This window comes from Streptomyces sp. NPDC004327 (assembly GCF_042873935.1).
GTDB lineage: Bacteria > Actinomycetota > Actinomycetes > Streptomycetales > Streptomycetaceae > Streptomyces.
On sequence record NZ_JBIAME010000005.1, the window covers coordinates 161,351 to 181,506 of the forward strand.

Annotated in this window: 19 protein-coding genes and 1 pseudogene; 8 read left to right on the plus strand and 12 right to left on the minus strand. The window is 72.7% G+C overall.

Going from position 1 to position 20,156, the window contains the following annotated elements; genetic code table 11:
• Positions 1-14: 14 nt before the first annotated feature.
• Together ACFYU9_RS18465 and ACFYU9_RS18470 are read right to left on the minus strand one after the other, a co-directional pair.
• A complete protein-coding gene (locus ACFYU9_RS18465) occupies positions 15-2,492 on the minus strand; it encodes an MFS transporter (protein WP_389345394.1) in 2,478 nt (825 codons plus the stop codon).
• Positions 2,493-2,795: 303 nt separating this feature from the next.
• Positions 2,796-3,239, minus strand: a complete 444-nt coding sequence (locus ACFYU9_RS18470; RefSeq protein ID WP_389345395.1) for an SRPBCC family protein — start codon at positions 3,237-3,239, stop codon at positions 2,796-2,798.
• Positions 3,240-3,399: 160 nt separating this feature from the next.
• Between ACFYU9_RS18470 and ACFYU9_RS18475 the strand changes: the two genes are divergently transcribed.
• The 3 genes from ACFYU9_RS18475 to ACFYU9_RS18485 all read left to right on the plus strand — a co-directional run bounded on the left by ACFYU9_RS18475 (position 3,400) and on the right by ACFYU9_RS18485 (position 6,732).
• Complete coding sequence (locus tag ACFYU9_RS18475) at positions 3,400-4,422, plus strand: Rv2578c family radical SAM protein (RefSeq protein WP_389207060.1); 1,023 nt, start codon at positions 3,400-3,402, stop codon at positions 4,420-4,422.
• A gap of 110 nt (positions 4,423-4,532) precedes the next feature.
• Positions 4,533-6,215, plus strand: a complete 1,683-nt coding sequence (locus ACFYU9_RS18480) for an alpha/beta hydrolase (RefSeq protein WP_389345396.1) — start codon at positions 4,533-4,535, stop codon at positions 6,213-6,215.
• Between the two features lie 85 nt (positions 6,216-6,300).
• Positions 6,301-6,732 (plus strand): RidA family protein, encoded by a 432-nt coding sequence (locus tag ACFYU9_RS18485; RefSeq protein WP_389207064.1) that lies wholly within the window; start codon positions 6,301-6,303, stop codon positions 6,730-6,732.
• On the opposite strand, the gene ACFYU9_RS18490 is transcribed toward ACFYU9_RS18485, so the two are convergent.
• The 6 genes from ACFYU9_RS18490 to ACFYU9_RS18515 form a co-directional block, all read right to left on the minus strand.
• A complete protein-coding gene (locus ACFYU9_RS18490; RefSeq protein WP_389207066.1) occupies positions 6,729-7,430 on the minus strand; it encodes a DUF6230 family protein in 702 nt (233 codons plus the stop codon). The genes ACFYU9_RS18485 and ACFYU9_RS18490 overlap by 4 nt on opposite strands.
• Positions 7,427-8,074 (minus strand): hypothetical protein, encoded by a 648-nt coding sequence (locus ACFYU9_RS18495; protein WP_389345397.1) that lies wholly within the window; start codon positions 8,072-8,074, stop codon positions 7,427-7,429. Before ACFYU9_RS18495 ends, ACFYU9_RS18490 begins: the two co-directional genes overlap by 4 nt.
• The gene (locus tag ACFYU9_RS18500; protein ID WP_389345398.1) at positions 8,071-8,505 is read right to left on the minus strand and encodes a DUF6114 domain-containing protein; all 435 of its coding nucleotides are present in this window, start codon (positions 8,503-8,505) and stop codon (positions 8,071-8,073) included. Before ACFYU9_RS18500 ends, ACFYU9_RS18495 begins: the two co-directional genes overlap by 4 nt.
• Positions 8,499-9,260, minus strand: coding sequence for a DUF6230 family protein (locus tag ACFYU9_RS18505; protein ID WP_389345399.1), 762 nt, complete (start codon positions 9,258-9,260; stop codon positions 8,499-8,501). The genes ACFYU9_RS18500 and ACFYU9_RS18505 overlap by 7 nt, the downstream gene beginning before the upstream one ends.
• Positions 9,257-9,751, minus strand: a complete 495-nt coding sequence (locus tag ACFYU9_RS18510; protein ID WP_389207076.1) for a DUF6114 domain-containing protein — start codon at positions 9,749-9,751, stop codon at positions 9,257-9,259. The genes ACFYU9_RS18505 and ACFYU9_RS18510 overlap by 4 nt, the downstream gene beginning before the upstream one ends.
• 203 nt (positions 9,752-9,954) lie before the next feature.
• Positions 9,955-10,680 carry a cholesterol esterase gene (locus tag ACFYU9_RS18515; RefSeq protein WP_389207078.1) on the minus strand — a complete coding sequence of 242 codons (726 nt, stop codon included), beginning with the start codon at positions 10,678-10,680 and terminating at the stop codon, positions 9,955-9,957.
• 166 nt (positions 10,681-10,846) lie between these two features.
• Between ACFYU9_RS18515 and ACFYU9_RS18520 the strand changes: the two genes are divergently transcribed.
• The gene (locus tag ACFYU9_RS18520; RefSeq protein ID WP_389345400.1) at positions 10,847-11,449 is read left to right on the plus strand and encodes a TetR/AcrR family transcriptional regulator; all 603 of its coding nucleotides are present in this window, start codon (positions 10,847-10,849) and stop codon (positions 11,447-11,449) included.
• Between the two features lie 14 nt (positions 11,450-11,463).
• Here ACFYU9_RS18520 and lepB read toward each other — a convergent pair whose 3' ends face one another.
• Positions 11,464-12,174, minus strand: a complete 711-nt coding sequence (gene lepB / locus ACFYU9_RS18525; protein WP_389345401.1) for a signal peptidase I — start codon at positions 12,172-12,174, stop codon at positions 11,464-11,466.
• Positions 12,175-12,358: 184 nt separating this feature from the next.
• Here lepB and ACFYU9_RS18530 point away from each other — a divergent pair, with 184 nt between their 5' ends.
• Entirely contained in the window at positions 12,359-12,550 is a 192-nt protein-coding gene (locus ACFYU9_RS18530; protein WP_389345402.1) for a hypothetical protein, read from the plus strand.
• Positions 12,551-12,713: 163 nt separating this feature from the next.
• Here the strand turns inward: ACFYU9_RS18530 and ACFYU9_RS18535 are convergent, their stop codons facing one another.
• The 3 genes and pseudogenes from ACFYU9_RS18535 to ACFYU9_RS18545 form a co-directional block, all read right to left on the minus strand.
• Positions 12,714-13,952, minus strand: coding sequence for an AraC family transcriptional regulator (locus ACFYU9_RS18535; protein ID WP_389345403.1), 1,239 nt, complete (start codon positions 13,950-13,952; stop codon positions 12,714-12,716).
• Between the two features lie 281 nt (positions 13,953-14,233).
• Positions 14,234-14,689 (minus strand): GNAT family N-acetyltransferase, encoded by a 456-nt coding sequence (locus ACFYU9_RS18540; RefSeq protein ID WP_389208033.1) that lies wholly within the window; start codon positions 14,687-14,689, stop codon positions 14,234-14,236.
• Between the two features lie 9 nt (positions 14,690-14,698).
• Positions 14,699-15,292, minus strand: a pseudogene (locus ACFYU9_RS18545) (HEAT repeat domain-containing protein); the annotation flags it as partial.
• Positions 15,293-15,650: 358 nt separating this feature from the next.
• On the opposite strand from ACFYU9_RS18545, the gene ACFYU9_RS18550 reads away from it, so the two are divergent.
• The 3 genes from ACFYU9_RS18550 to ccrA all read left to right on the plus strand — a co-directional run bounded on the left by ACFYU9_RS18550 (position 15,651) and on the right by ccrA (position 20,150).
• Positions 15,651-17,432, plus strand: coding sequence for a 3-hydroxyacyl-CoA dehydrogenase family protein (locus tag ACFYU9_RS18550; RefSeq protein ID WP_389207089.1), 1,782 nt, complete (start codon positions 15,651-15,653; stop codon positions 17,430-17,432).
• 124 nt (positions 17,433-17,556) lie between these two features.
• Positions 17,557-18,393: a TetR family transcriptional regulator gene (locus ACFYU9_RS18555; protein ID WP_389207091.1), complete on the plus strand. Its 837-nt coding sequence runs from the start codon at positions 17,557-17,559 to the stop codon at positions 18,391-18,393.
• Between the two features lie 419 nt (positions 18,394-18,812).
• Positions 18,813-20,150, plus strand: a complete 1,338-nt coding sequence (gene ccrA / locus ACFYU9_RS18560) for a crotonyl-CoA carboxylase/reductase (RefSeq protein ID WP_389207092.1) — start codon at positions 18,813-18,815, stop codon at positions 20,148-20,150.
• The last annotated feature ends 6 nt before the right edge of the window (positions 20,151-20,156 follow it).

Genomic DNA, 20,156 nt, shown 5'->3' on the forward strand with positions numbered 1-20,156 from the left:
CCGCCGGACGGTGTCTAGTCCTCGTGGCCGAGCTGGAGGTCCCGTTCCGTGCGGCCGCCGCCCGCGACCTGGAGGACGGTGGCCACCGGCGGGTATCCGGCGGCGATGACCGTGTACTCGCCGGAGGACAGGTCCACGAAGCGGAAGGTGCCGTCGGGGCCGGTGGTGAGGGTGTCGACGACGTTGCCGGCCGCGTCGAGCAGGGTCACCCGGGCGTCCTCGACGGGCCGCCCGCCACCCGCGCGTACCGTACCGCGCAGCACCGCGCCGCCCGCGAGCTCGATGTCCTGGCGGGTCTCGCGGGACGCCTGCACGCTGACCGGCAGGGCGGCGGGGCGGAAGGCGGGGGCGCTGGCGGCGAGGGTGTACTCGCCGGCGACCAGCTCGCCCATCACGTAACCGCCCTCGCGGCCGCTGCGGGTGGAGGCGACGACTTCACCGCGTACGTCGGTGAGTGTGACGGCCGCGTCCCGGACCGGGGTGCCGTCGGCGGTCAGGACGCTGCCGGCGAGCCGGCCAGCGCCGCCGAGGACGACGTCGAGATCGACCGGGCGCTCGCCCACGGTGACGGAGACCGCCTGCGGCTGGTGGCCGCCGGCGGCGGCGATCAGGACGTACGAGCCGGAGCCGGGAACGCTCAGCGCGTACCGGCCGTCCTCGCCGCTCGCGCCGCGCCCGATCTGACGGCCCTGCACGTCGATGAGGGTGAGCGCGGCGCGCGGCACGCAGCTGCCGTCGTGGTGCTGGACGGTGCCGCAGACGGGGACGCCGGCGGACATCGGGACGGTGGCGGTCCTGCCCGTGCCGGCGGCGTCGTACCGGGCGTGCGGGACGGCGCCGGCGGGCGCCGGCGCGCCGGGGGCCTCGGTGGCGGGGCTGTGGTGGGACACCAGCGGTTTCTCCTTGAGGAAGAAGGCGAGGACGAGGCCGAGCGCGAGGACCGGCACGAGGTAGAGGAAGATCCGGGGCATCGCGGTGGCGTACGCCTGGACGAAGGCGTCGCGCAGCGCGGGCGGCAGCGCGTGGACGACCTGCGGGGTGATCGAGTCGGCGGGCGGCAGCGCGGCGGCCGAGCCGTCCCGGGGCAGCCGGTCGGCGAGCGCGTCGTCGAGGCGGGCGGCGAAGAGGGTGCCGAAGACGGCGGCGCCGACGCTGCCGCCGATCTGCCGGAAGTAGTTGTGGGCGCTGGTGGCGGTGCCGAGGTCGCCGGGGCGCACCGAGTTCTGCACGGCGAGCACCAGGACCGGCATGACGAGGCCGATGCCGAGACCGAGGACGGCCTGCCAGAGGCTCTGCGTGAGGCGCGGGGTGTCGGTGTCCAGGCGGGAGAGCAGCCACATGCCGGCGGTCGAGACGGCGCCGCCGACGACCGGGTAGACCTTGTAGCGGCCGGTGCGGCTGATGAGCTGCCCGGAGACGACGGACGCGACGACGATGCCGCCCATCAGCGGGAGCATCATCAGGCCGGACTCGGTGGCGGTGGCGCCCTCGACCATCTGCAGGAAGGTCGGCAGATAGCTGGCGGCGCCGAAGAGGGCGATGCCGACGACGGCGCCGACGAGGCCGGTGACGGTGAAGACGGGGTCGCGGAACAGGCGCAGCGGGATGAGCGGTTCGGGGGCGAGGCGTTCGACGACGAGGAAGAGGACGGCGGCCACGGCGGCGCCGCAGCCGAGGCCGACGATGACCCGCGAGCCCCACGCGTACTCGCTGCCGCCCCAGCTGGTCAGCAGGACGAGGCAGGTGGACGCGGCGGCGAGGAGCAGCGCGCCGAGGACGTCGAAGCGGGCCCGGGCGGCGGGCTTGGGCAGCTTGAGGACGGTGGCGACGACGGCGAGGGTGACGAGGCCGAAGGGCACGTTGAAGTAGAAGCACCAGCGCCAGGAGACGTGGTCGGTGAAGAAGCCGCCGAGCAGCGGTCCTGCGACGGAGGCGAGGCCGAACGCGGCGCCGATGAGGCCCATGTAGCGGCCGCGTTCCCGGGCGGGCACGATGTCGGCGATGATCGCCTGGACGCCGATCATCAGTCCGCCGGCGCCGGCGCCCTGCAGGGCACGGAAGGCGATGAGCTGGTCCATGGTGTGCGACCAGCCGGCCAGGCCGGAGCCGACGACGAAGACGACGATGGCGAAGAGGAAGACGCCCTTGCGGCCGAGGAGGTCGCCGAGCTTCCCGTAGACGGGCAGGCCGACGGTGGCGGTGAGCAGATAGGCGGTGATCGCCCACGACATCCGGTCCAGGCCCTGGAGTTCGCCGACGATCTTCGGCAGGGCGGTGGCGACGATCATCTGCTCCAGCGCGGCGAGGAGCAGCGCGAGCATGAGTCCGCAGAAGACGAGCCGGACGCGGCGCGGGTCGAGGGCAGCGGCGGCAGCCGCCTCGGGGGCCGGGCCGCGGGACGGCTCAGGGGGCGGCGCCTCCGCGCCGGGCGGTCCGTACGCGAGGACGGGTGCCCCACCCTCGCCTTCCTTCACCAGTGTGACCGCACCCACGGCCTGCTCCCCTCGTCATGGCGTCTGCGCGCGCCATTCTTCGCATTGCGCGCGAAGCGGGAGCAAGTCGGGCGGGGCTGGGGACGGGTGGGGCGGTGGAGGCTGAACGTCCCTGCGGGGCGGCGCACTTGGGGCGCTCATCAGGGCGTTTACCTGACGGTGCGCGACCCCCTCAGGCGCCGGGGGCTCTTGTGGGGGTCGCGGGGAAACCACTCGAATCGGTGACTGAACCGGGCGTTACTTCCCGGGTCCGGTTTCCCGGGGCTACTTCCCGGGGGTTACCTCTCGGGGTTGCCTCTCGGGTTACTTCTCGACCTCGGCGGCGAGCTTGGCGAGCACCGCGTCGTAGATGCGGCCGAGACCCTTGGGGGCGAAGGTCTTCTCGAAGAAGCCGCCGATGCCGCCGGCGCCGTTCCAGACGGTGGTGACGACGGCCTTGGACTTGCCCTCGCCGGCCGGGGTGACGGTCCAGGTGGTGACCATGGAGGAGTTGCGGTCCTTCTCGACGAGCTGGCCTTCGGTGGGCTCGGTGACCTCCAGGAGGCAGTCGCGGACGCGCTTGCTGGTGGCCTGGAGCTTCCAGTGGACGAGGGTGCCCTGACCGTCGCCGCCCTCGCGCACCTCGTACTCGCTGAAGTGCTCGGGCAGCAGCTTCGCGCGCGTGCCGCTGTAGTCGGCGAGTGCGTCGAACACGGTGTCCGCGTCGGCGGCGATGACCCGCTCCGTCGTGGCCTCGACCTGCGCCATGGCACTTCCTCCAGCTTGTTCTCGTGGTGCTCTCGGGGGATACGGACCAAGCCAACCACCTGGGCGCCGGGGCCCAAAATCCGGGTTGCGACGATCAAGGGAACAGGTGTTCTATTCTGTGCCCGCTCCCGTTCCCGTTCCTGCTCCCGAGGAGGCGTCCATGCGCTGGGACCGCCTGACCGACAATCCCGAGGTCGCGCTCTTCGGCGCCGACGAGGTGGTCACGCGCACCTTCGACACGCCCGAATTCCGCGGCATCACCTTCCACGAGGTGCGGGCCCGGTCGATCGTCAACCGGGTGCCCGGCGCCTCCCGCATGCCGTTCGAGTGGACGGTCAACCCGTATCGCGGCTGCACGCACGCGTGCGTGTACTGCTTCGCGCGGAAGACCCACGGCTATCTGGACCTGGACACCGGGATCGGCTTCGACTCGCAGATCGTGGTCAAGGTGAACGCCCCGGAGCTGCTGCGCGGCCGGCTCGGCTCGCCCCGCTGGCAGGGCGCGCACCTCGCGATGGGCACCAACGTCGACTGCTACCAGCGGGCGGAGGGCCGATACCGGCTGATGCCGGGAATCCTGGAGGCCCTGCGGGACCACGCCAACCCCTTCTCGATCCTCACCAAGGGCACGCTGATCCTGCGCGACCAGGAGCTGATCCGGCAGGCCGCCGAGGTCACGGAGGTGGGCGTCTCGGTCTCCGTCGGCTTCACCGACCGGGAGCTGTGGCGCACGGTGGAGCCGGGCACGCCCTCCCCCGAGCGGCGCCTGGACGTCGTGCGGACCTTCGCCGGGCACGGCATCGGTGTCGGGGTGCTGATGGCCCCGGTCATCCCGTTCCTCGGCGACCGTCCCGAGCAGCTGCGCGCCACCGTCCGGGCCATCGCGGAGGCGGGCGCGACCTCGGTGACCCCGCTGGTGCTGCACCTGCGGCCCGGCGCCCGCGAGTGGTTCCTCACCTGGCTGCACCGCCATCACCCCGGGCTCGTGGGCCGTTACGAGCGGATGTACGCGGCCGGCGCCTACGCGCCCACCTGGTACCAGCGCCGGATCACCCGTCAGGTGCACGAACTGGCGGCCGAGTTCGGCATCGGACCGGGCGGCCGGGCGGCCTCGCCGCGCCGGATCCCCGTACCGGACCACCACACGCGCGTGGCGCAGGCCGAGCAGCTCACCCTGCTGTGAGCACACCCGTTCAGCCGCATTGACGGATCGTCATATCAATGCGTCCGCCGATCGGGTCAACTCTCCGCGGAAATGGTCCCGCCGAGCCGTGCGCGGGGCACGGACGCCGTATGAACCCACGCGCAGGAACGCTGATCGCCGCTGGGGCCCTGGTCGCCGGGACGGTCACCGTCCTGCCCGGCGCCTCCGCCGCCGCGGCCACCGGTCCCGAGCCGACCACCCGCCCCGTCGCGCCGCTCACCTGGAGCGGCTGCGGCAGCAAGACGTACCCGAAGCTCCAGTGCGGCACGCTGCGGGTGCCGCTCAACCACGACGACCCGGCCGGGCGGACCATCTCCCTCGCCCTGACCCGCGTCGTGCACACCGCGAAGACCTCCCAGGGCCCGCTCCTGGTCAACCCCGGCGGCCCCGGCGGCAGCGGCCGCGGGATGGCCGGGTACGTGGCGGCGGCGCTGCCCGCGAAAGTGGCCGCGCAGTACGACGTGATCGGCTTCGACCCGCGGGGCGTCGGCAAGAGCGAACCCGCGCTGGACTGCCGCCCCGGTCACTTCGACCCGGTGCGCCCGGACTCGGTGCCGCGCGGCGCCGACGACGAGCGGGCGGGCGTCGAGCGCGCCCAGGCGTTCGCGAAGGCGTGCGGCGACAAGTACGCCGGCGTGCTGCCGTACATCGACACCGTCTCCACGGCGCGGGACATGGACTCCATCCGCGCCGCGCTCGGTGCGCCGAAGCTCAGCTACCTCGGCTACTCGTACGGCACCTACCTCGGGGCCGTGTACGCGCGGCTCTATCCCGAGCGGGTGCGCCGCATGGCCCTGGACTCCGTCGTCAACCCGCACGGCGTCTGGTACGAGGACAACATCGCGCAGGACTACGCCTTCGACGCCCGGCACAAGGACTTCATGGCCTGGGTGGCCCGCAACGACGCCACCTACCGGCTCGGCACGGCCCCGGAGGCGGTCGAGGCGTCCTGGTACGCGATGCGGGACGCGCTGCGCACCGAACCGGCCGGCGGCAAGGTCGGCCCCGGCGAGCTGGAGGACACCTTCCTGCCGGGCGGCTACTACGACGGCTACTGGCCGCGGCTCGCGGCGGCGTTCTCCGCGTACGTCGTCGACAGGGACAGCGCGCCGCTGGTGCAGGCGTACGAGGACTACGGCCAGGCGGACGCCGCCACCGACAACGGCTACTCGGTCTACACGAGCGTGCAGTGCCGGGACGCGGGCTGGCCGCGCGACTGGAGCGTGTGGCGCAAGGACAGCTGGCAGGCGCACGCCAAGGCGCCGTTCTCCACCTGGAACAACGCCTGGTACAACGCGCCGTGCGCGTTCTGGCCGGTCGACTCGCTGACCCCGCCGGACGTCACCAACGACCAGCTGCCGCCGATGCTGATCCTCCAGGCGACGGACGACGCCGCCACACCGTACGAGGGCGGGGTCGCCCTGCACCAGATGGTGCGCGGCTCCAGCCTGGTCGTCGAGCAGGGCGGCGGCAACCACGGCGTGACGCTGGCCGGCAACGACTGCATGGACGGTCACCTCGCCGCGTACCTCGCCGACGGCACGGTGCCGCGCGGCGCGGAGGGGTCGGAGGCGGACGCGGTCTGCGCGACGCTCCCCGAGCCCGTGCCGGCGAAGGCCGAGGCGACGGCGAAGGGAACGGAGAAGGGGTCGGAGAAGGCGTCCGACAAGGGGCTGGAGAAGGGGAACGCGAAGACGAAGGCGGCGGGGGCGCGGGAGGCGGGCCCGGTGTCGGGAACGACGCTGCACGGACTCCTCGGCCAGGTGCGCTGACCGCAGCCGGGCGGCGCAGCGAAGTTATCCACAGATCGACCGGGGGCGGGCCCGATTGTCAGTGGCGTGGTTCAGGATGTGAGCCATGAGTACGCATCTGACCCATGTGCCCGCCCCCGAGGGGCTCGCGCCCAGTCCGCAGTACAGCCATGTCGTGTGGGGCACCGGCCGGTTCGTGGCCGTGTCCGGCCAGCTCGCCCTGGACGCCGGGGGCGCGGTCGTCGGCGCCGGTGATCCCGTGGCGCAGGCGCGGCAGGTCTTCGGCAACGTCGGTCGCTGCCTGGCCGCGGCCGGGGCGGGTTTCGAGGACGTGGTGAAGCTGACCTACTTCGTCACGGACATGGCGCACCTGCCCGCGATCCGCGCGGCCCGCGACGCCGCGTTCGGCGGGCTGCCGCTGCCGGCCAGCTCGGCGGTCCAGGTGACCGCGCTGGTGCGGCCCGAACTCCTTCTGGAGATAGAGGCGTTCGCGCTGATACCCGAGGACCGGGACGCCGCCGGCTCCACCCGCCCCTAAGGGGTCCCGGGGGTGCCGGTGGGCGCGGCGGGCCTGGGGCAGGCGACGGTGCCGGGCTTCACCGTCAGGCTCAGCTTGGGGCTGGTGAGCAGTCCGGGGATCTGCATGTCCTGGGCGGTGCCGTTGATCGAGTCGAACTTGGCGTAGCGCGCCTGGATGCCGAAGCGGTGCTGGGGGCTGTCGAGCGGGTTGTCGACATAGGCTCCCGTGCCGTCCTTGACGGTCTTCACGTCGGCGCCGTTGACGTTGAGGTCGACGATGCCGTCCATGTCGAGCTCGCCGGTCGCGCTCCTGAGGTCGAGCACGGTGTTCTTGGTGCGGATCTCCCAGGTGCCGGGGTTGGAGTCGCCGAGCGTGAGCAGCAGCGTGTAGGTGACGCCGGCGATCTGCTGCTGCTGGCTCAGGCACAGGCCGTTGATGACGCCGTCGGCGAAGCCCATGCGGAGCACCCGCAGCGAGCCGGTGGTGCCGTCGGGGTGGACGACGGTCTGGTCGACGACGGCGGCGCCGTACTGGGTGCCGTAGAGGCTGCTGGTGGTGAAGTCGACCGGGCGGTCCTGGATGCGCAGGTCGACGGCGAGCGCGCCGCTCGTCATGGCGCCCGCGAGGGTGCCGGCCGCGAGCAGCGCGGGGAGGGCGACGGCCAGCGACCGGCGCCAGTGGGTGCGCCCCTCCCCGGGGGCCGGTGCGGCGGTCATGGGCTGGTCACCGTGATCGTGCCGGGCAGGTGGACGGGGTTGTCGGTGGAGTTGAGCGCGGCGTGGTCGTCCGTCGTGCGGATCGCGTAGATGGTGCCGCGGAAGTTCGTGGCGCCGGAGGTGAGGGGGATGATCTGGCCGAAGAAGTTGAGCAGTTCCTGCACATGGCAGGCGATGAGGAGCACGCAGATGTTGTCGATCGTGCCCCACATGACGGTGGTCTCCGCCTTGCCCGCGCTGTCGTAGCCGCCGAGCTGGCCGTCGTTCGGCACGTCGATGGTGAGGGTGTGGCCGTCGGCGCGCTGGGTCACGCTCATGTGCTTGCTGATCTTGAGCTTGCTGAAGGTGTACTTGTTCGTCGTCACCTGGCTGCCGTCGGAGAGCCGGATGACGACGCCCATCTGCACGGACAGGGAGACGGCGACCAGGCTGTCGATCCGTACGTCCAGGGGGTACGGGGAAGGGAGGAAGGGGACGCCGAGCGGGGTGACCGCCGCGGCGTTGGGCGCGGCCTGGCCCGCCCGCCCGGGCACGACGGCGGTGGCGACGGCGACCAGGAGGACCGCGGCGACGGCGAGGACGCGGTGGCGGGCCCGTACGGGCGTCACGGCCTTCGCGGGCGTCACGGCCTTCGCGGGCGTCACGGCGTCTCCTGGGCGGGGCGGGGTGCGCGGCGGGCGGCGCGGCGGGGGCGCTTGGGGCCCCAGCCGACCATCATCGAGCCGCCGAGTACGCCGAGCGCCATGCCGGCCAGGAAGCCGCCGAGGTTGGACACGACGAGCGAGACGACGGCGAGGACGACACCGATGAGACCGAAGGTGTAGCGCTGCCGGGGCGCGGCGAGCGGGATGAGGCCGCTGAGGATCATGCCGCCGCCGGTGAGATAGCCAGCCACTCCCCCGAAGCCGGTGCTGACGACCAACTGCACCGAGCTGAGCGAGAACTTGAGGACGGTCCAGCCGCCCACGACCAGCCACAGTCCGCCCCAGAACGGCCGGGTGCGCCGGAACGCCCGGAACCACCGGTGGGCCGCGACGGCGCCGGAGCGCGCCCGGCGCACGCTGTCGCTCAGCATGCCGTGGCCGTTCCGCCGACGATGCGGATCTCGAGCTGGGGCAGGACCAGGGCACCCGCGATCTCGGCGTCGTAGGCGGTGGCGTTGAGGCCGTGCAGGTTGACGGAGCTGCCGCCGGGGCCGCCGGCGGAGCCGAGTCCGAAGCCGCCGGCCTGGGCGCCGGTGAGCGGTTTGCCGTCGACGAGGACCTGCTCGGCGGACTGGCCGATGACCGCGTTCTGCAGCGTGGTCGGGCCGTAGGACTGCAGTTCGGTGGCCTGGATGAAGAGGTTGGAGGCGTCGATGTCGGTGGAGAAGGTGGCGGGCGGGGTCGCGGTGACCGGCTGGCCGGCCGTCAGGAGAAGGGAGTAGGGGAGGCCGGCGATGGACTGGTGGACGATGCCGCACAGTCCGGCGAGCCCGGCCTGGGCGAAGCCGACCCGGGCCATGCCGGTGGTGGCCGTGCTGGTGCCGTCGGGCCGGCCGACGGGCGGGGTGTTCACGATGGCGCCGAAGCCGGTGCCGGAGACGCCGTTGGAGGTGAGAGTGAAGGGCTGGCCGGTGACGCTGAAGTTGGCGGCGAGGGCGCCCTGTGCCAGGGCGGCGCCGAGCGCGCCGACGGCGAGCACGGACGGGACGAAGGCGAAGGCGCCGCGGCCCCACCGGGTGCCGCGCCGGGTGCCGTCGGCGGCCTCGGCGAGCATCGCCGCGTTCCACTCGCCGACGGACCGGGCGAGGGCCCGGCCGGCCTTGCGGGGGCTGGGGATCGCGCTCATGCGACGGCGCTCCCTTCCCGCCGGCCGGCGGTGCCGCGGGCGCGGCGCGGACGCCGGGCGCGCTTCGCGGGCTTCTCCGGCAGCCAGGAGAAGGCCATCGAGCCGCCGAGCACCGCGAGGAACATGCCGATGAACAGGCCGCCGAGGTTGGAGAGCGGGAAGGAGGCGACACCGGCGATCACGGCGAGGACGCCGGCGGTGTGCCGCTGACTGGGCAGCAGCAGGATCAGCAGCGCCATGGCCATGAGGACGACCCCGCCGGCCATGCCGGCGATGCCGCCGACGCCGATCGAGAGGATCTTGCCGAGCGGGGCCATCGGCAGGAAGAAGATGACGAAGCCGCCGAGACCGGTCCACACCGCCGCCCAGAAGGGGCGGTTGCGCCGCCAGCGCCGGAAGGCGAGCCGGGCCCGCCGTACGGCCCCGGAGGCGGGGGCGGGTTCGGTGGGAGCGGACTCGGATGCCGGATCACGGGTCAGATCGCGGGTCATGAGGGGCCTCGCAGCGGTCGGTGGTGTGGTAGCAAGGTGGGCGCGGGGCGCCGCGTCCCGTGCGGCGCCCCGGCCCGTCGTGCCGGTCGTGCGGTGGTGCCGTGCCGTGCGGTGGTGCCATGCCGTGCCGTGGTGCGGCCGTGCCGTGGTGCGGTGGTTCAGGCGGTGCGAGTGGTGCCCGTGGGGGGTGCGGAGGGAACTGCTCAGCAGCTCGTGTTGCCCGAGGCGATGTCGATGGCGAGGTCCGGCAGGGTGATCGCGCCGGCGATGGTCGCGCCGTTGGCATCGGCCTTCAGGCTCTCGATGGTGGTGCGGCCGCCGGTGGCGTCGAGACCGAACTGGCCCGCCGAACCGTCGGTGACACCGGTGCCCTTGATGCCGTTGCCGTCGGCGGCGGCGCCGATCACGTTGGGCGTGGTGGCGGTGGCGTTGAGCGTGGCCTTGCCGGCCTTCACGGACTGGGCGTCCAGGATCAGCTTCTGCGCCTGAAGGCCCTGGCCGGCGGCGAGCTGGTCCGGGGTGAGCGGCGTCGCCGCGGCCGGCGAGGAGATGTTCAGCGACCAGGTGCCGAGCGTGCCGACGACCGGCAGGTTGACCGACTGGGTCGCGTGGACGCAAAGCCCGTCCAGGCCGGCCTGGGCGATACCGACCTCGGCCGCGCCCTTCGCGCCACCCGCGTCGACGGTGTGCATGACCGCGCCGATACCGCTCGGCGCCGCCATCGTCTTCGAGGTGAGGGTGAAGGGGACGCTGGTCAGCGACAGGTTCGCGGCCAGGGCGCCCTGGACCATCGCCGTCGCCATCCCGGCGACGGCCACGGTGGCCGGCAGCGCCAGGAAGACGGATCTGCGCCAGCGGGTGACGCCTCTGGTCTCCGTGGTCGCTCTGATCTCGCCGGTCTCTCTGGTCTCTCTGGTCTCTTCGGACATGTGCCTTCTCCAACCGTCGTCCCGCGCGGTGCGCGGAGAGGGATACGGGGGTGTGTCACGGCCGTGACACTGCGTGGCCACTTGTTCGAGAATTGGACACTATTAGAGGATGTGTCAACAGTCTGGACAGAGAGAGCGGAAAATTGCTCTCCACTACCCTGTGCCGATGGCCAGGTTCAGGGAGACGGTGCGCACGCTGCTGCGCGAACGCCTGTTGGACGCCGCGTACGAACTCGTCGCGGAGCGCGGGTTCGACAAGCTCCGCATGGCACACATCGCCGGTGCCGTGGGCGTGAGCCGGCAGACGCTGTACTCCGAGTTCCCGTCCAGGGAAGCGGTGGGCGAGGCGCTGTTCCAGCGGGAGTTGGAGCGCTGCCTGGTCGGCATCCAGGCCTCGCTCGACGGACACCGTGACGACCTGCGCGAGGCGGTCACGGCAGCCGTCGACTTCACCCTCACCCTCGCCGCCCGCAACCCGCTGGTGAGGGCGATGCTCACCAGCGCCCGTGACGACGGACTGCTCCCCTATCTGACGACCCGCTCCCAGACGGCCTTCACCACCGCGTCGGCGATGGCGGACGGGTACGTGGCCGAGGCGTGGCCGGCCGTCGACCCGGTCGCGCGCGGCCTCGCGGTCGACACCGCCGTACGCCTGACGGCCAGCCACATCGTCCAGGCGGCCGGCTCACCACGGGAGTCGGCCGACCGGATCGCGGACGTCTTCCTGCGCATCGCACTCAGCACGGGGAAGGAAACGCTCACCTCCTGAACCGGACTCAGGACTCAGGGCCCGGGCCCGGGTGCCGGCCCCGACGTCGGACCCACCCCGGGCCCAGCTCCCGCCTCGGACTTGGGCCCGGGCCCCGCCCCGGACCCGGGTCCGGCTCCCGGCACCGTGCCCCGGCTCTCCTCCAGGACCGGGCGGGCGCCCAGTTGCGCCGAGGCCGGTACGAGGGCGCCGCGCAGGCCCACCCGGCCCTCGACCCGGTCGATCTCGCCCCAGCCGAAGGCGCGGGAGTCGTCGGAGAGGTCGGGATTGTCGCCCAGATAGAAGAAGGACCCGGCCGGGACTGTCCGCAGCGCGGCCCGGGCCGAGCGGGTGCCGTCCTCGGCGCAGCAGTTCCCGGTCCGCCGCGCCTGCGCGATCCACTGGCCCGCCGTCACCCGGTAGACCGGGCCGCGGCCCCGCTCCTGGAGGAGGACCTGGAAGGGGTCCTGGGCGGTGGACACGATGGCGATCCGGTCGCCGGGCAGTGCGATCACCCGCTTCACCAGCAGGGCGTTCTGGTGGCGCGAGCGCAGCAGCACCACGTCGAACCGGTGCACCTCGCCCGCCGAACCGGGAACGGCGAGCAGCCGGTCGCCGTCATGCAGGGTGGGTGCCATGCTCGACCCCTCCACCTTGACGCTCAGCGCCGTCACCGCGACGGCCACGAGCAGGCAGAGGAGGACGAGCCCGCCGAGGGCGGCGAGGACCGCCCGTCGGACGTTCATCTTCGGGGGCCCGGCGGCCGGACGGCACCGGCGGCGGGCGGGCAGTTCGCTTCCATGGCGGGGACGGTAAGGCCGACGGCCATGGTCCGCTGTGACCGTACCGCTCAGCATGCGGGGTACGGAGAGGATGACCGCGCCCACGGAAGCCGGGGACCGGAAACTGAAGGGTGAAAGGGGAACGCACGTGATCGTCTTTGTGCTGGCCGGGTTGATCGCGCTCGCCGCCGCCGGCTGCGCCTGCGTGGTCTGGGCCGCGCGTGGCGGCCCGCGCTGGGTGCGCGGGGTGTCCATGGCGACGCTGGCGGCCGGCGAGCTGGCACGCGGCGCGCTGCGGACGGGCCGCCGGCAGGGATCGGGCGGCGACGACGGCGACTAGGGCCTGTCCGGCGGATCAGGGTCGGACAGGTCGCGGCGTCTGGTGCGGTGCATGGCAAGGCGCCGGAGTGCGCCTTGATAGCGGAGCTGTTCAGGCATGTCGGCAACGCGGCCAGGCGCCGTGCCAGGCGTCGCGGCCCCGGCCATGATCCGCCGGACAGGCTCTAGACCGCCGCGGGAGCCGAGCCGCCGGCCGGAACGGCGCACGAGAGACCGGCCGAGACGGTGGCCGGAACACCGGACGACACGCCTGCCGAGGCCGCGGCCGGCCGCCCGACGGCCGCCGTGAGGCCGCCCACCGCCTCCGGCTCCCCTGCCGCCCCCTCGTTCCCGCACTCCCCTACCTCCGGCTCCCGCACATCGCCCTGCCGCTGGTACGCCCTCGGCGTCGACCCGGTCCAGCGGCGGAACGCCCGGTGGAAGGCGCTCGGTTCGGAGAAGCCGAGGCGCTGGGAGAGGCCTTCGATGGAGAGGGAGCCGCGGGTGAGCGCGGCGATGGCGTGGTCGCGTCGCACCTGGTCGCGCAGTCGCTGGTACGAGGTGCCCTCGGCGGCCAGCCTGCGGCGCAGCGTCTGCGGGCTGATGGCCAGGCGGTAGGCGATCTCCTCGGGCGGGGGCACGGGTCCGGCGGGGAGGGCGGCGAAGATCAGGTGTCGTACGCGGGTGGTGACCGTGCGGGTGCCGCGGTCGTCGCGGCAGACGAGGACGTCGGTGGTGATCCGGCGGAGCAGCGCGTGCAGGGCCGCCGCGTCCCGGCAGACCGGGGCATCGAGGTCGGCCCGGTCGAAGACGGCGGCGGTGCGGGGCGCGCCGAAGACGCAGGGGGCGCGGAAGAGCAGCGCGTACTCGTGGGCGTGCCGGGGTTCGGGGTAGCCGAACTCGACGCGGCGCAGCCCGAGTCGGCGGCCGATGAGCCAGCCGGCGAAGCGCTGGGCGACGACGACGGTGGTCTCGGCGCCGAAGCGCAGGGGGTCGTCGTAGCCGGAGACGTCGAACTCGATCCACGCCTCGTCCGTGAACTCGCCCACGGGCGCGCCTGGTTCGACGAGCTGGAAGCGCGGTCCGGCCGGGAGGAGTCCGTAGAAGCGCTGGGCGCGGTGGAGGGCCTCGCGCAGGTCGCGGCTGCCGTGGACGACGAGTTCGGCCATCGTGGCGAAGGTGCCGAAGCGGCTGGGCGCCTCGCCGAAGCCGATGAGTTCGTCGTCGAGGCGGCGCCAGAGCGTGCCGACGAGCCGGCCGAAGCGGCGGGCCGGCACCCGGGCGGGCAGTTCGGCGGGCAGGCCGGACCGGGCGAGCAGGGGCGCGGGGTCGACGCCGTGACGCCGGGCGGCGAGCAGGACGGCGCGTACGTGGTGGGAACTGACCGACAGGGCAGGCAGCGCGGGCGGGGTAGCAGGGGGCATGTCACGCCTCCGCTTGGCGAAAACAGGGACGAGTGAGCGGTGGCGCCACTGTAATAAAAAGTGTCAATAACGAAACCCGCCCCGTCGCCAACGGGACGCACATCACAACGCCCGGGCTCCCACACGCCCGAGCCGCTGCACGCCCGAGCCGCCGCACGGCCCGGCCCCACACGCCCCAGCCGCTACACGCCCAGGCCGCCACACGCCCAAGCCACCGCACGCCCGAGCCGCCACAAGGACCCGCCCGTCACAGGGCCCTGCCCGCCGCAAGGCCCCACCCGTCACAAGGACTTGGCCATGACCACCTCCTCCCCGCCCTCCTCCACCACGGCGAAGCCGTGCCGCCGGTACAGCGCGGCGGCCGGGGCGTTGCCCGGAAGCACCCCGAGCGTCAGCCGCGTCGCGCCCGCCGCCCTGGCCCACTCCTCGACCGCCGCGATCAGCCGTTCGCCGAGGCCACGGCCCCGTACCCGCGGACTCACCCACACCGACCGCAGTTCGCACGTGCCGGCCTCGGTTCCGGGCATCCCCGCGGCGACGCCCACCACCTCACTCCCGATCAGCGCGACGACGTTGTACGCGTCCGGCATCGCGAGCCGCTCGCGCCAGCGCGCCTCGCCGCCGTTCTCCCAGTCCGCGAGCCGGGCCTTGAAGGCCCGCGGCGACTCGCCGAGCGCCGCGAGCCGGGCCGCCCGCCACACCTCCCAGTCGCCGGCCCCCACCACCCGCAGGCTCACCGCGTCCGGCCCCTCCAGCGCGGCCAGCGCCTCCCGCGCCGCTTCCCCGAACATCGGGTGCGGCAGCGCCGCCCGGAGGACCTCGCGGGCGGCCGGGTCGCCGAGTTCGCCCAGGCCCTCGACGCAAGCGAGGCCGACGCGCCAGTGCGGGTCGCCCGCGGCGAGGCGGCGGCGCAGGACGGTGACGAGGGCGGGGGCGCTCTCGGGGGCGCCGAGCCGGGTCAGCAGACGGACCGGCAGCAGGGCGTAGGCGGCGCGGAGTTCGTTGGTGGCGAGCGCGGCGGCGGCGCGGGCGGTGCGCGGGTCGCCGAGCCGGGTCAGGGCGTGGGCGGCGGAGACGCAGCGCTCGGGGTCGCGGTGGTTGAGGAAGAGCACCAGGGACTCGAAGGCACGGGAGTCGCCGGCGAGGCCGAGCCGGAACGCGGCGATCTCGCGGGCCCACAGCGGCTGCCCCGGCGCGGTGAGGAGCCGGTGGAGTTCCTCCGTACCGACGGGCCCGGCGAGTTCTTCGAATGCCGCCGGGACCGCTTCACCTCCATTCCCGATCTCTTCCCGCAAACGATCGATCATCGAGCAGAATTCGGGGTCCGCAGCGAAATTCATATTCCGAAGACTATCCGCGACCCAGATCACACATTCCCCAACTTCCGAGGACTGGCGCGCTCGTTACCGGGCAGTTAATCTCAGGTGAGCGGGCCACCCCCCGCACACCATCACGTCGGCCTGGTGACGCAGCCGTCGTGAAGCCTTTCGGTTCGGCAGTTTCGATGTGACTCCGGGACAGAGTCCATCGCCCCCTTTTCCCGCGCCTTCCCTCATGGCGTGCCCTTTGCGCCTGCTCTTTCGCGCAGTCGCGGTCCGTGCACTCGCGCACCCGTGCACCGTGCACGCACGTGTCCGCGCACCCGCGCCGCTCGCGCACCTGCCTTCAGTCGTCACTCTTCCTCTCAGGAGTCCCCTGATGGACACCCCTCTCTCCACCATCGCCGTCGTCGGTCTCGGCACCATGGGCACCGGCATCGCCGACGTCCTGGCCCGGGCCGGCCGCGAGGTCATCGGCATCGACATCAGCGAGAACGCGGCCGCCCAGGCCGTCTCCGCCCTGGAGGCCTCGACGGCCCGCGCGGTGGCCCGCGAGCGGATCACCGAGGAGGAGCGACAGGACGTGCTCGCCCGGTTCCGCACCTACTCGGACCTGCAGGCGGCCGCCGGCGCCGACCTCGTCATCGAGGTCGTGCCCGAGTCGTACGAGACGAAGCAGGAGGTCTTCCGGGCCCTCGACACGATCGTCCGGCCCGACGCGATCATCGCCACCGGCACCAACGCGCTCTCGGTGACCCGGCTCGCCGCCGACTCCGCGCACCCCGAGCGGGTGCTCGGCCTGCACTTCTTCACGCCCGTCCAGGCGATGAAGCTGGTCGAGGTCGTCTCCTCCGTCCTCACCGACCCGCGCGCCGTCGAGGCCGTCACCCGGCTCGCGCAGGAGCTCGGCAAGGAGCCCGTCGCGGTCGGCGACCGGCCCGGCTTCGTCGCCGACGGCCTGCTCTTCGGCTACCTCAACCAGGCCGCCGCGATGTACGAGGCCAAGTACGCCTCCCGCGAGGACATCGACGCGGCCATGCAGCTGGGCTGCGGTCTGCCGATGGGCCCGCTGGCGCTGCTCGACCTGATCGGCATCGACACCGCCCGTACCGTCCTGGACGCCATGTACGCCTCCTCGCACGACCGGCTGCACGCCCCGGCGCCGATCCTGGGCCAGCTCAGCGAGGCGGGGCTGACCGGCCGCAAGGCGGGCCGCGGCTTCTACACGTACGAGGCGCCGGGCTCGGCCACCGTGGTCCGCGACGCGCAGACCCCGCTCGCCGCGGCGGCCGGCGGCGAGACCCGCGAGGTCCGCACGGTCGGTGTCGCCGGCTCCGGCACCATGGCCTCCGGCATCGCCGAGGTCTTCGCGAAGGCCGGTTACGAGGTCGTGCTCGCCGCCCGCTCGCAGGAGAAGGCGGACACCGCCAAGGCCCGGATCGCCAAGTCCCTGGCCCGCTCGGTCGACAAGGGCCGGATGACCGGTGAGGCGCGCGACGAGACGCTGGCCCGGATCGTCCCGGCCGGCTCGGTCGACGCCTTCGCGGACGTGGACCTGGCGGTCGAGGCGGTGGCCGAGGACCTGGCGGTCAAGCAGGAGCTGTTCGCCCGCCTGGACAAGATCTGCAAGCCGGGCGCGGTGCTCGCCACCACGACCTCCTCGCTGCCGGTCGTCGCCTGCGCGAAGGCGACGAACCGCCCGCAGGACGTCATCGGCATGCACTTCTTCAACCCGGCGCCCGCCATGAAGCTGGTGGAGATCGTCCGTACGGTGCTGACCGCCGACGACGTGCACGCCACCGTCCGCGAGGTCACCGCGAAGATCCGCAAGCACGGCGTGGACTGCGGCGACCGGGCCGGCTTCATCGTGAACGCGCTGCTCTTCCCGTACCTCAACAACGCGATCAAGATGGTCCAGGAGCACTACGCCACGCTGGACGACATCGACGCGGCGATGAAGCTGGGCGGCGGCTACCCGATGGGCCCGTTCGAGCTGCTCGACGTGGTCGGCCTGGACGTCTCGCTGGCGATCGAGAAGGTGCTGCACCGCGAGTTCCGCGACCCGGGTCTCGCCCCGGCGCCGCTCCTGGAGCACCTGGTGGCCGCGGGCTGCCTCGGCCGCAAGACGGGCCGCGGCTTCCGCGAATATGCCCGCCGCTGAGCCCCACCCGGAGCCGTACGGGGGGTGGGGAGGGCTGCTCAGCCCGTCGGGCACCACCGGTGCCGGGCCGGGCTCCCCTCCCCCACCTGGGCACACTCCCGGCGCGATGCAGTACGTTCGGGACATGTCCAAGGCCGCGAAGACACCCCGTGCCACGTCCACGTCCGACGCCCCGGAGAGCGCGGCGGGGACCCGTGCCGCCGCGCAGCGGCTGAAAATGCGCCGGGAACTGGCCACCGCGGCCATGGAGCTCTTCGCCACGAAGGGGTACGAAGCCACCACCGTCGACGAGATCGCGGCGGCGGCCGGGGTGGCCCGCCGGACCTTCTTCCGGCACTTCCGCTCCAAGGAAGAGGCGATCTTCCCGGACCACGACGACACCCTGGTGCGCGCGGAGGCGGTGCTCAACGCCGCCCCGCCGCACGAGCACCCGCTCGACACGGTGTGCCGGGGCATCAAGGAGGTCATGAAGATGTACGCGGGCTCGCCCGCGGTCTCCGTGGCCCGCTACCGGCTGACGCGTGAGGTGCCGACGCTGCGCGAGCGCGAGATCGCCTCGGTGGCCCGCTACGAGCGTCTGTTCACCCGTTATCTGCTCGGGCACTTCGACGAGCGCGACCACCACGACGGCAACGACGACCCGCTGCTCGCCGAGGTGGCCGCCTCCGCGGTGGTCACCGCGCACAACCACGTGCTGCGCCGCTGGCTGCGGGCCGGCGGGCAGGGCGACGTGGAGGCGCAGCTCGACCACGCCTTCGCGATCGTCCGGGACACCTTCGGCTCGGGCATAGGCGCCCGGCCGGTACCCGCGGGCACCGGCCAGGCCGACGCGGCCCCGGAGCCGGCTCCGGTCGCCGCGACCGCCTCCACGAGGGGCGACGTGGTGGTCGCCGTCGCCCGGACGGACGCACCCCTGGACGAGGTCATGCGCACCATCCAGCAGGCGCTCAAGAAGGCCTGAGCACCACCCCGAACGACCTCACAGCCGCCTCACAGCGAGGGCCGCTCCCGGATTCCGGGAGCGGCCCTCGCTGCATATGCCCAGTTCAGAGGCATTTTCGATCGATCATCGCTCATCCGTGACCACCAGATTGCATCTGAGTGAAATTGTTGGCACGGAGTGCCTTGTCAGGTGACACGGCGTGCCATACGTTGAGAGTGTCCGGGCGGCCGGCGCGCAGAGATCACCTCGTGCGCCGGCTGTCCCCACAAGCGATCCTGCTCGTGCGCCCGGACGCCTGCGTCACAGGCACCCTCGCGCCACACCACCGGCGCCGCCACCGCACCACCGAGCCGAACCGACGGCACACCTCCACAGCAGCAACCCCGACGTATCCCTCAGCGCGTCCTCGCCGGACGCCGCACCGCCGGAGGCATCCCGTGAAGGACATCCTGGACGCGATCCAGTCGCCCGACTCCACGTCGGCCGACTTCGCCAACATCAAGCTCCCCGAGTCGTACCGCGCCGTGACCGTCCACAAGGACGAGCAGGAGATGTTCGCCGGGCTCGAGAGCCGCGACAAGGACCCGCGCAAGTCGCTCCACCTGGACGACGTGCCCCTGCCCGAGCTCGGCCCGGGCGAGGCCCTGGTCGCCGTGATGGCCAGCTCCGTGAACTACAACTCGGTCTGGACCTCGATCTTCGAGCCCGTCTCGACCTTCGGCTTCCTGGAGCGCTACGGCCGTCTGTCGGAGCTCAGCAAGCGCCACGACCTGCCGTACCACGTCATCGGCTCCGACCTCGCGGGCGTCGTGCTGCGCACCGGCCCGGGCGTCAACTCCTGGAAGCCCGGCGACGAGGTCGTCGCGCACTGCCTGAGCGTCGAGCTGGAGTCCTCCGACGGCCACAACGACACGATGCTCGACCCCGAGCAGCGCATCTGGGGCTTCGAGACCAACTTCGGCGGCCTCGCCGAGATCGCGCTCGTCAAGTCCAACCAGCTGATGCCGAAGCCCGGCCACCTCAGCTGGGAGGAGGCCGCGGCCCCGGGCCTGGTCAACTCCACCGCGTACCGCCAGCTGGTCTCCAACAACGGCGCCGGCATGAAGCAGGGCGACAACGTCCTGATCTGGGGCGCCAGCGGCGGCCTCGGCTCGTACGCCACCCAGTTCGCCCTGGCCGGCGGCGCCAACCCGATCTGCGTCGTCTCCTCCCCCGAGAAGGCCGACATCTGCCGGTCCATGGGCGCCGAGGCGGTCATCGACCGCAACGCCGAGGGCTACAAGTTCTGGAAGGACGAGAACACCCAGGACCCGCGCGAGTGGAAGCGCTTCGGCTCCAAGATCCGTGAGCTGACCGGCGGCGAGGACATCGACATCGTCTTCGAGCACCCGGGCCGCGAGACCTTCGGCGCCTCCGTGTACGTCACCCGCAAGGGCGGCACCATCACCACCTGCGCCTCGACCTCGGGCTACATGCACCAGTACGACAACCGCTACCTGTGGATGTCGCTGAAGCGGATCATCGGCTCGCACTTCGCCAACTACCGCGAGGCGTGGGAGGCCAACCGCCTGATCGCCAAGGGCAAGATCCACCCGACGCTCTCCAAGGTCTACTCCCTGGAGGAGACCGGCCAGGCCGCCTTCGACGTGCACCGCAACCTGCACCAGGGCAAGGTCGGCGTGCTCGCCCTCGCGCCCGAGGAGGGCCTCGGCGTCCGCGACCACGAGCTGCGCGCGAAGCACATCGACGGCATCAACCGCTTCCGCAACATCTAACATCCG

Excerpts from the sequence above, each read along its gene's own strand:
- ACFYU9_RS18490 (WP_389207066.1), bottom strand. The coding sequence starts at position 7,430 with ATGACCGCCGCACCGGCCCCCGGGGAGGGGCGCACCCACTGGCGCCGG.
- ACFYU9_RS18555 (WP_389207091.1), top strand. The coding sequence starts at position 17,557 with ATGTCCAAGGCCGCGAAGACACCCCGTGCCACGTCCACGTCCGACGCC.
- ACFYU9_RS18520 (WP_389345400.1), top strand. The coding sequence starts at position 10,847 with ATGGCCAGGTTCAGGGAGACGGTGCGCACGCTGCTGCGCGAACGCCTG.
- ACFYU9_RS18505 (WP_389345399.1), bottom strand. The coding sequence starts at position 9,260 with ATGAGCGCGATCCCCAGCCCCCGCAAGGCCGGCCGGGCCCTCGCCCGG.
- ACFYU9_RS18515 (WP_389207078.1), bottom strand. The coding sequence starts at position 10,680 with ATGTCCGAAGAGACCAGAGAGACCAGAGAGACCGGCGAGATCAGAGCG.
- lepB (WP_389345401.1), bottom strand. The coding sequence starts at position 12,174 with ATGAACGTCCGACGGGCGGTCCTCGCCGCCCTCGGCGGGCTCGTCCTC.
- ACFYU9_RS18475 (WP_389207060.1), top strand. The coding sequence starts at position 3,400 with ATGCGCTGGGACCGCCTGACCGACAATCCCGAGGTCGCGCTCTTCGGC.
- ACFYU9_RS18500 (WP_389345398.1), bottom strand. The coding sequence starts at position 8,505 with ATGCTGAGCGACAGCGTGCGCCGGGCGCGCTCCGGCGCCGTCGCGGCC.
- ACFYU9_RS18550 (WP_389207089.1), top strand. The coding sequence starts at position 15,651 with ATGGACACCCCTCTCTCCACCATCGCCGTCGTCGGTCTCGGCACCATG.
- ACFYU9_RS18480 (WP_389345396.1), top strand. The coding sequence starts at position 4,533 with ATGAACCCACGCGCAGGAACGCTGATCGCCGCTGGGGCCCTGGTCGCC.
- ACFYU9_RS18470 (WP_389345395.1), bottom strand. The coding sequence starts at position 3,239 with ATGGCGCAGGTCGAGGCCACGACGGAGCGGGTCATCGCCGCCGACGCG.
- ACFYU9_RS18535 (WP_389345403.1), bottom strand. The coding sequence starts at position 13,952 with ATGCCCCCTGCTACCCCGCCCGCGCTGCCTGCCCTGTCGGTCAGTTCC.
- ACFYU9_RS18485 (WP_389207064.1), top strand. The coding sequence starts at position 6,301 with ATGAGTACGCATCTGACCCATGTGCCCGCCCCCGAGGGGCTCGCGCCC.
- ACFYU9_RS18510 (WP_389207076.1), bottom strand. The coding sequence starts at position 9,751 with ATGACCCGCGATCTGACCCGTGATCCGGCATCCGAGTCCGCTCCCACC.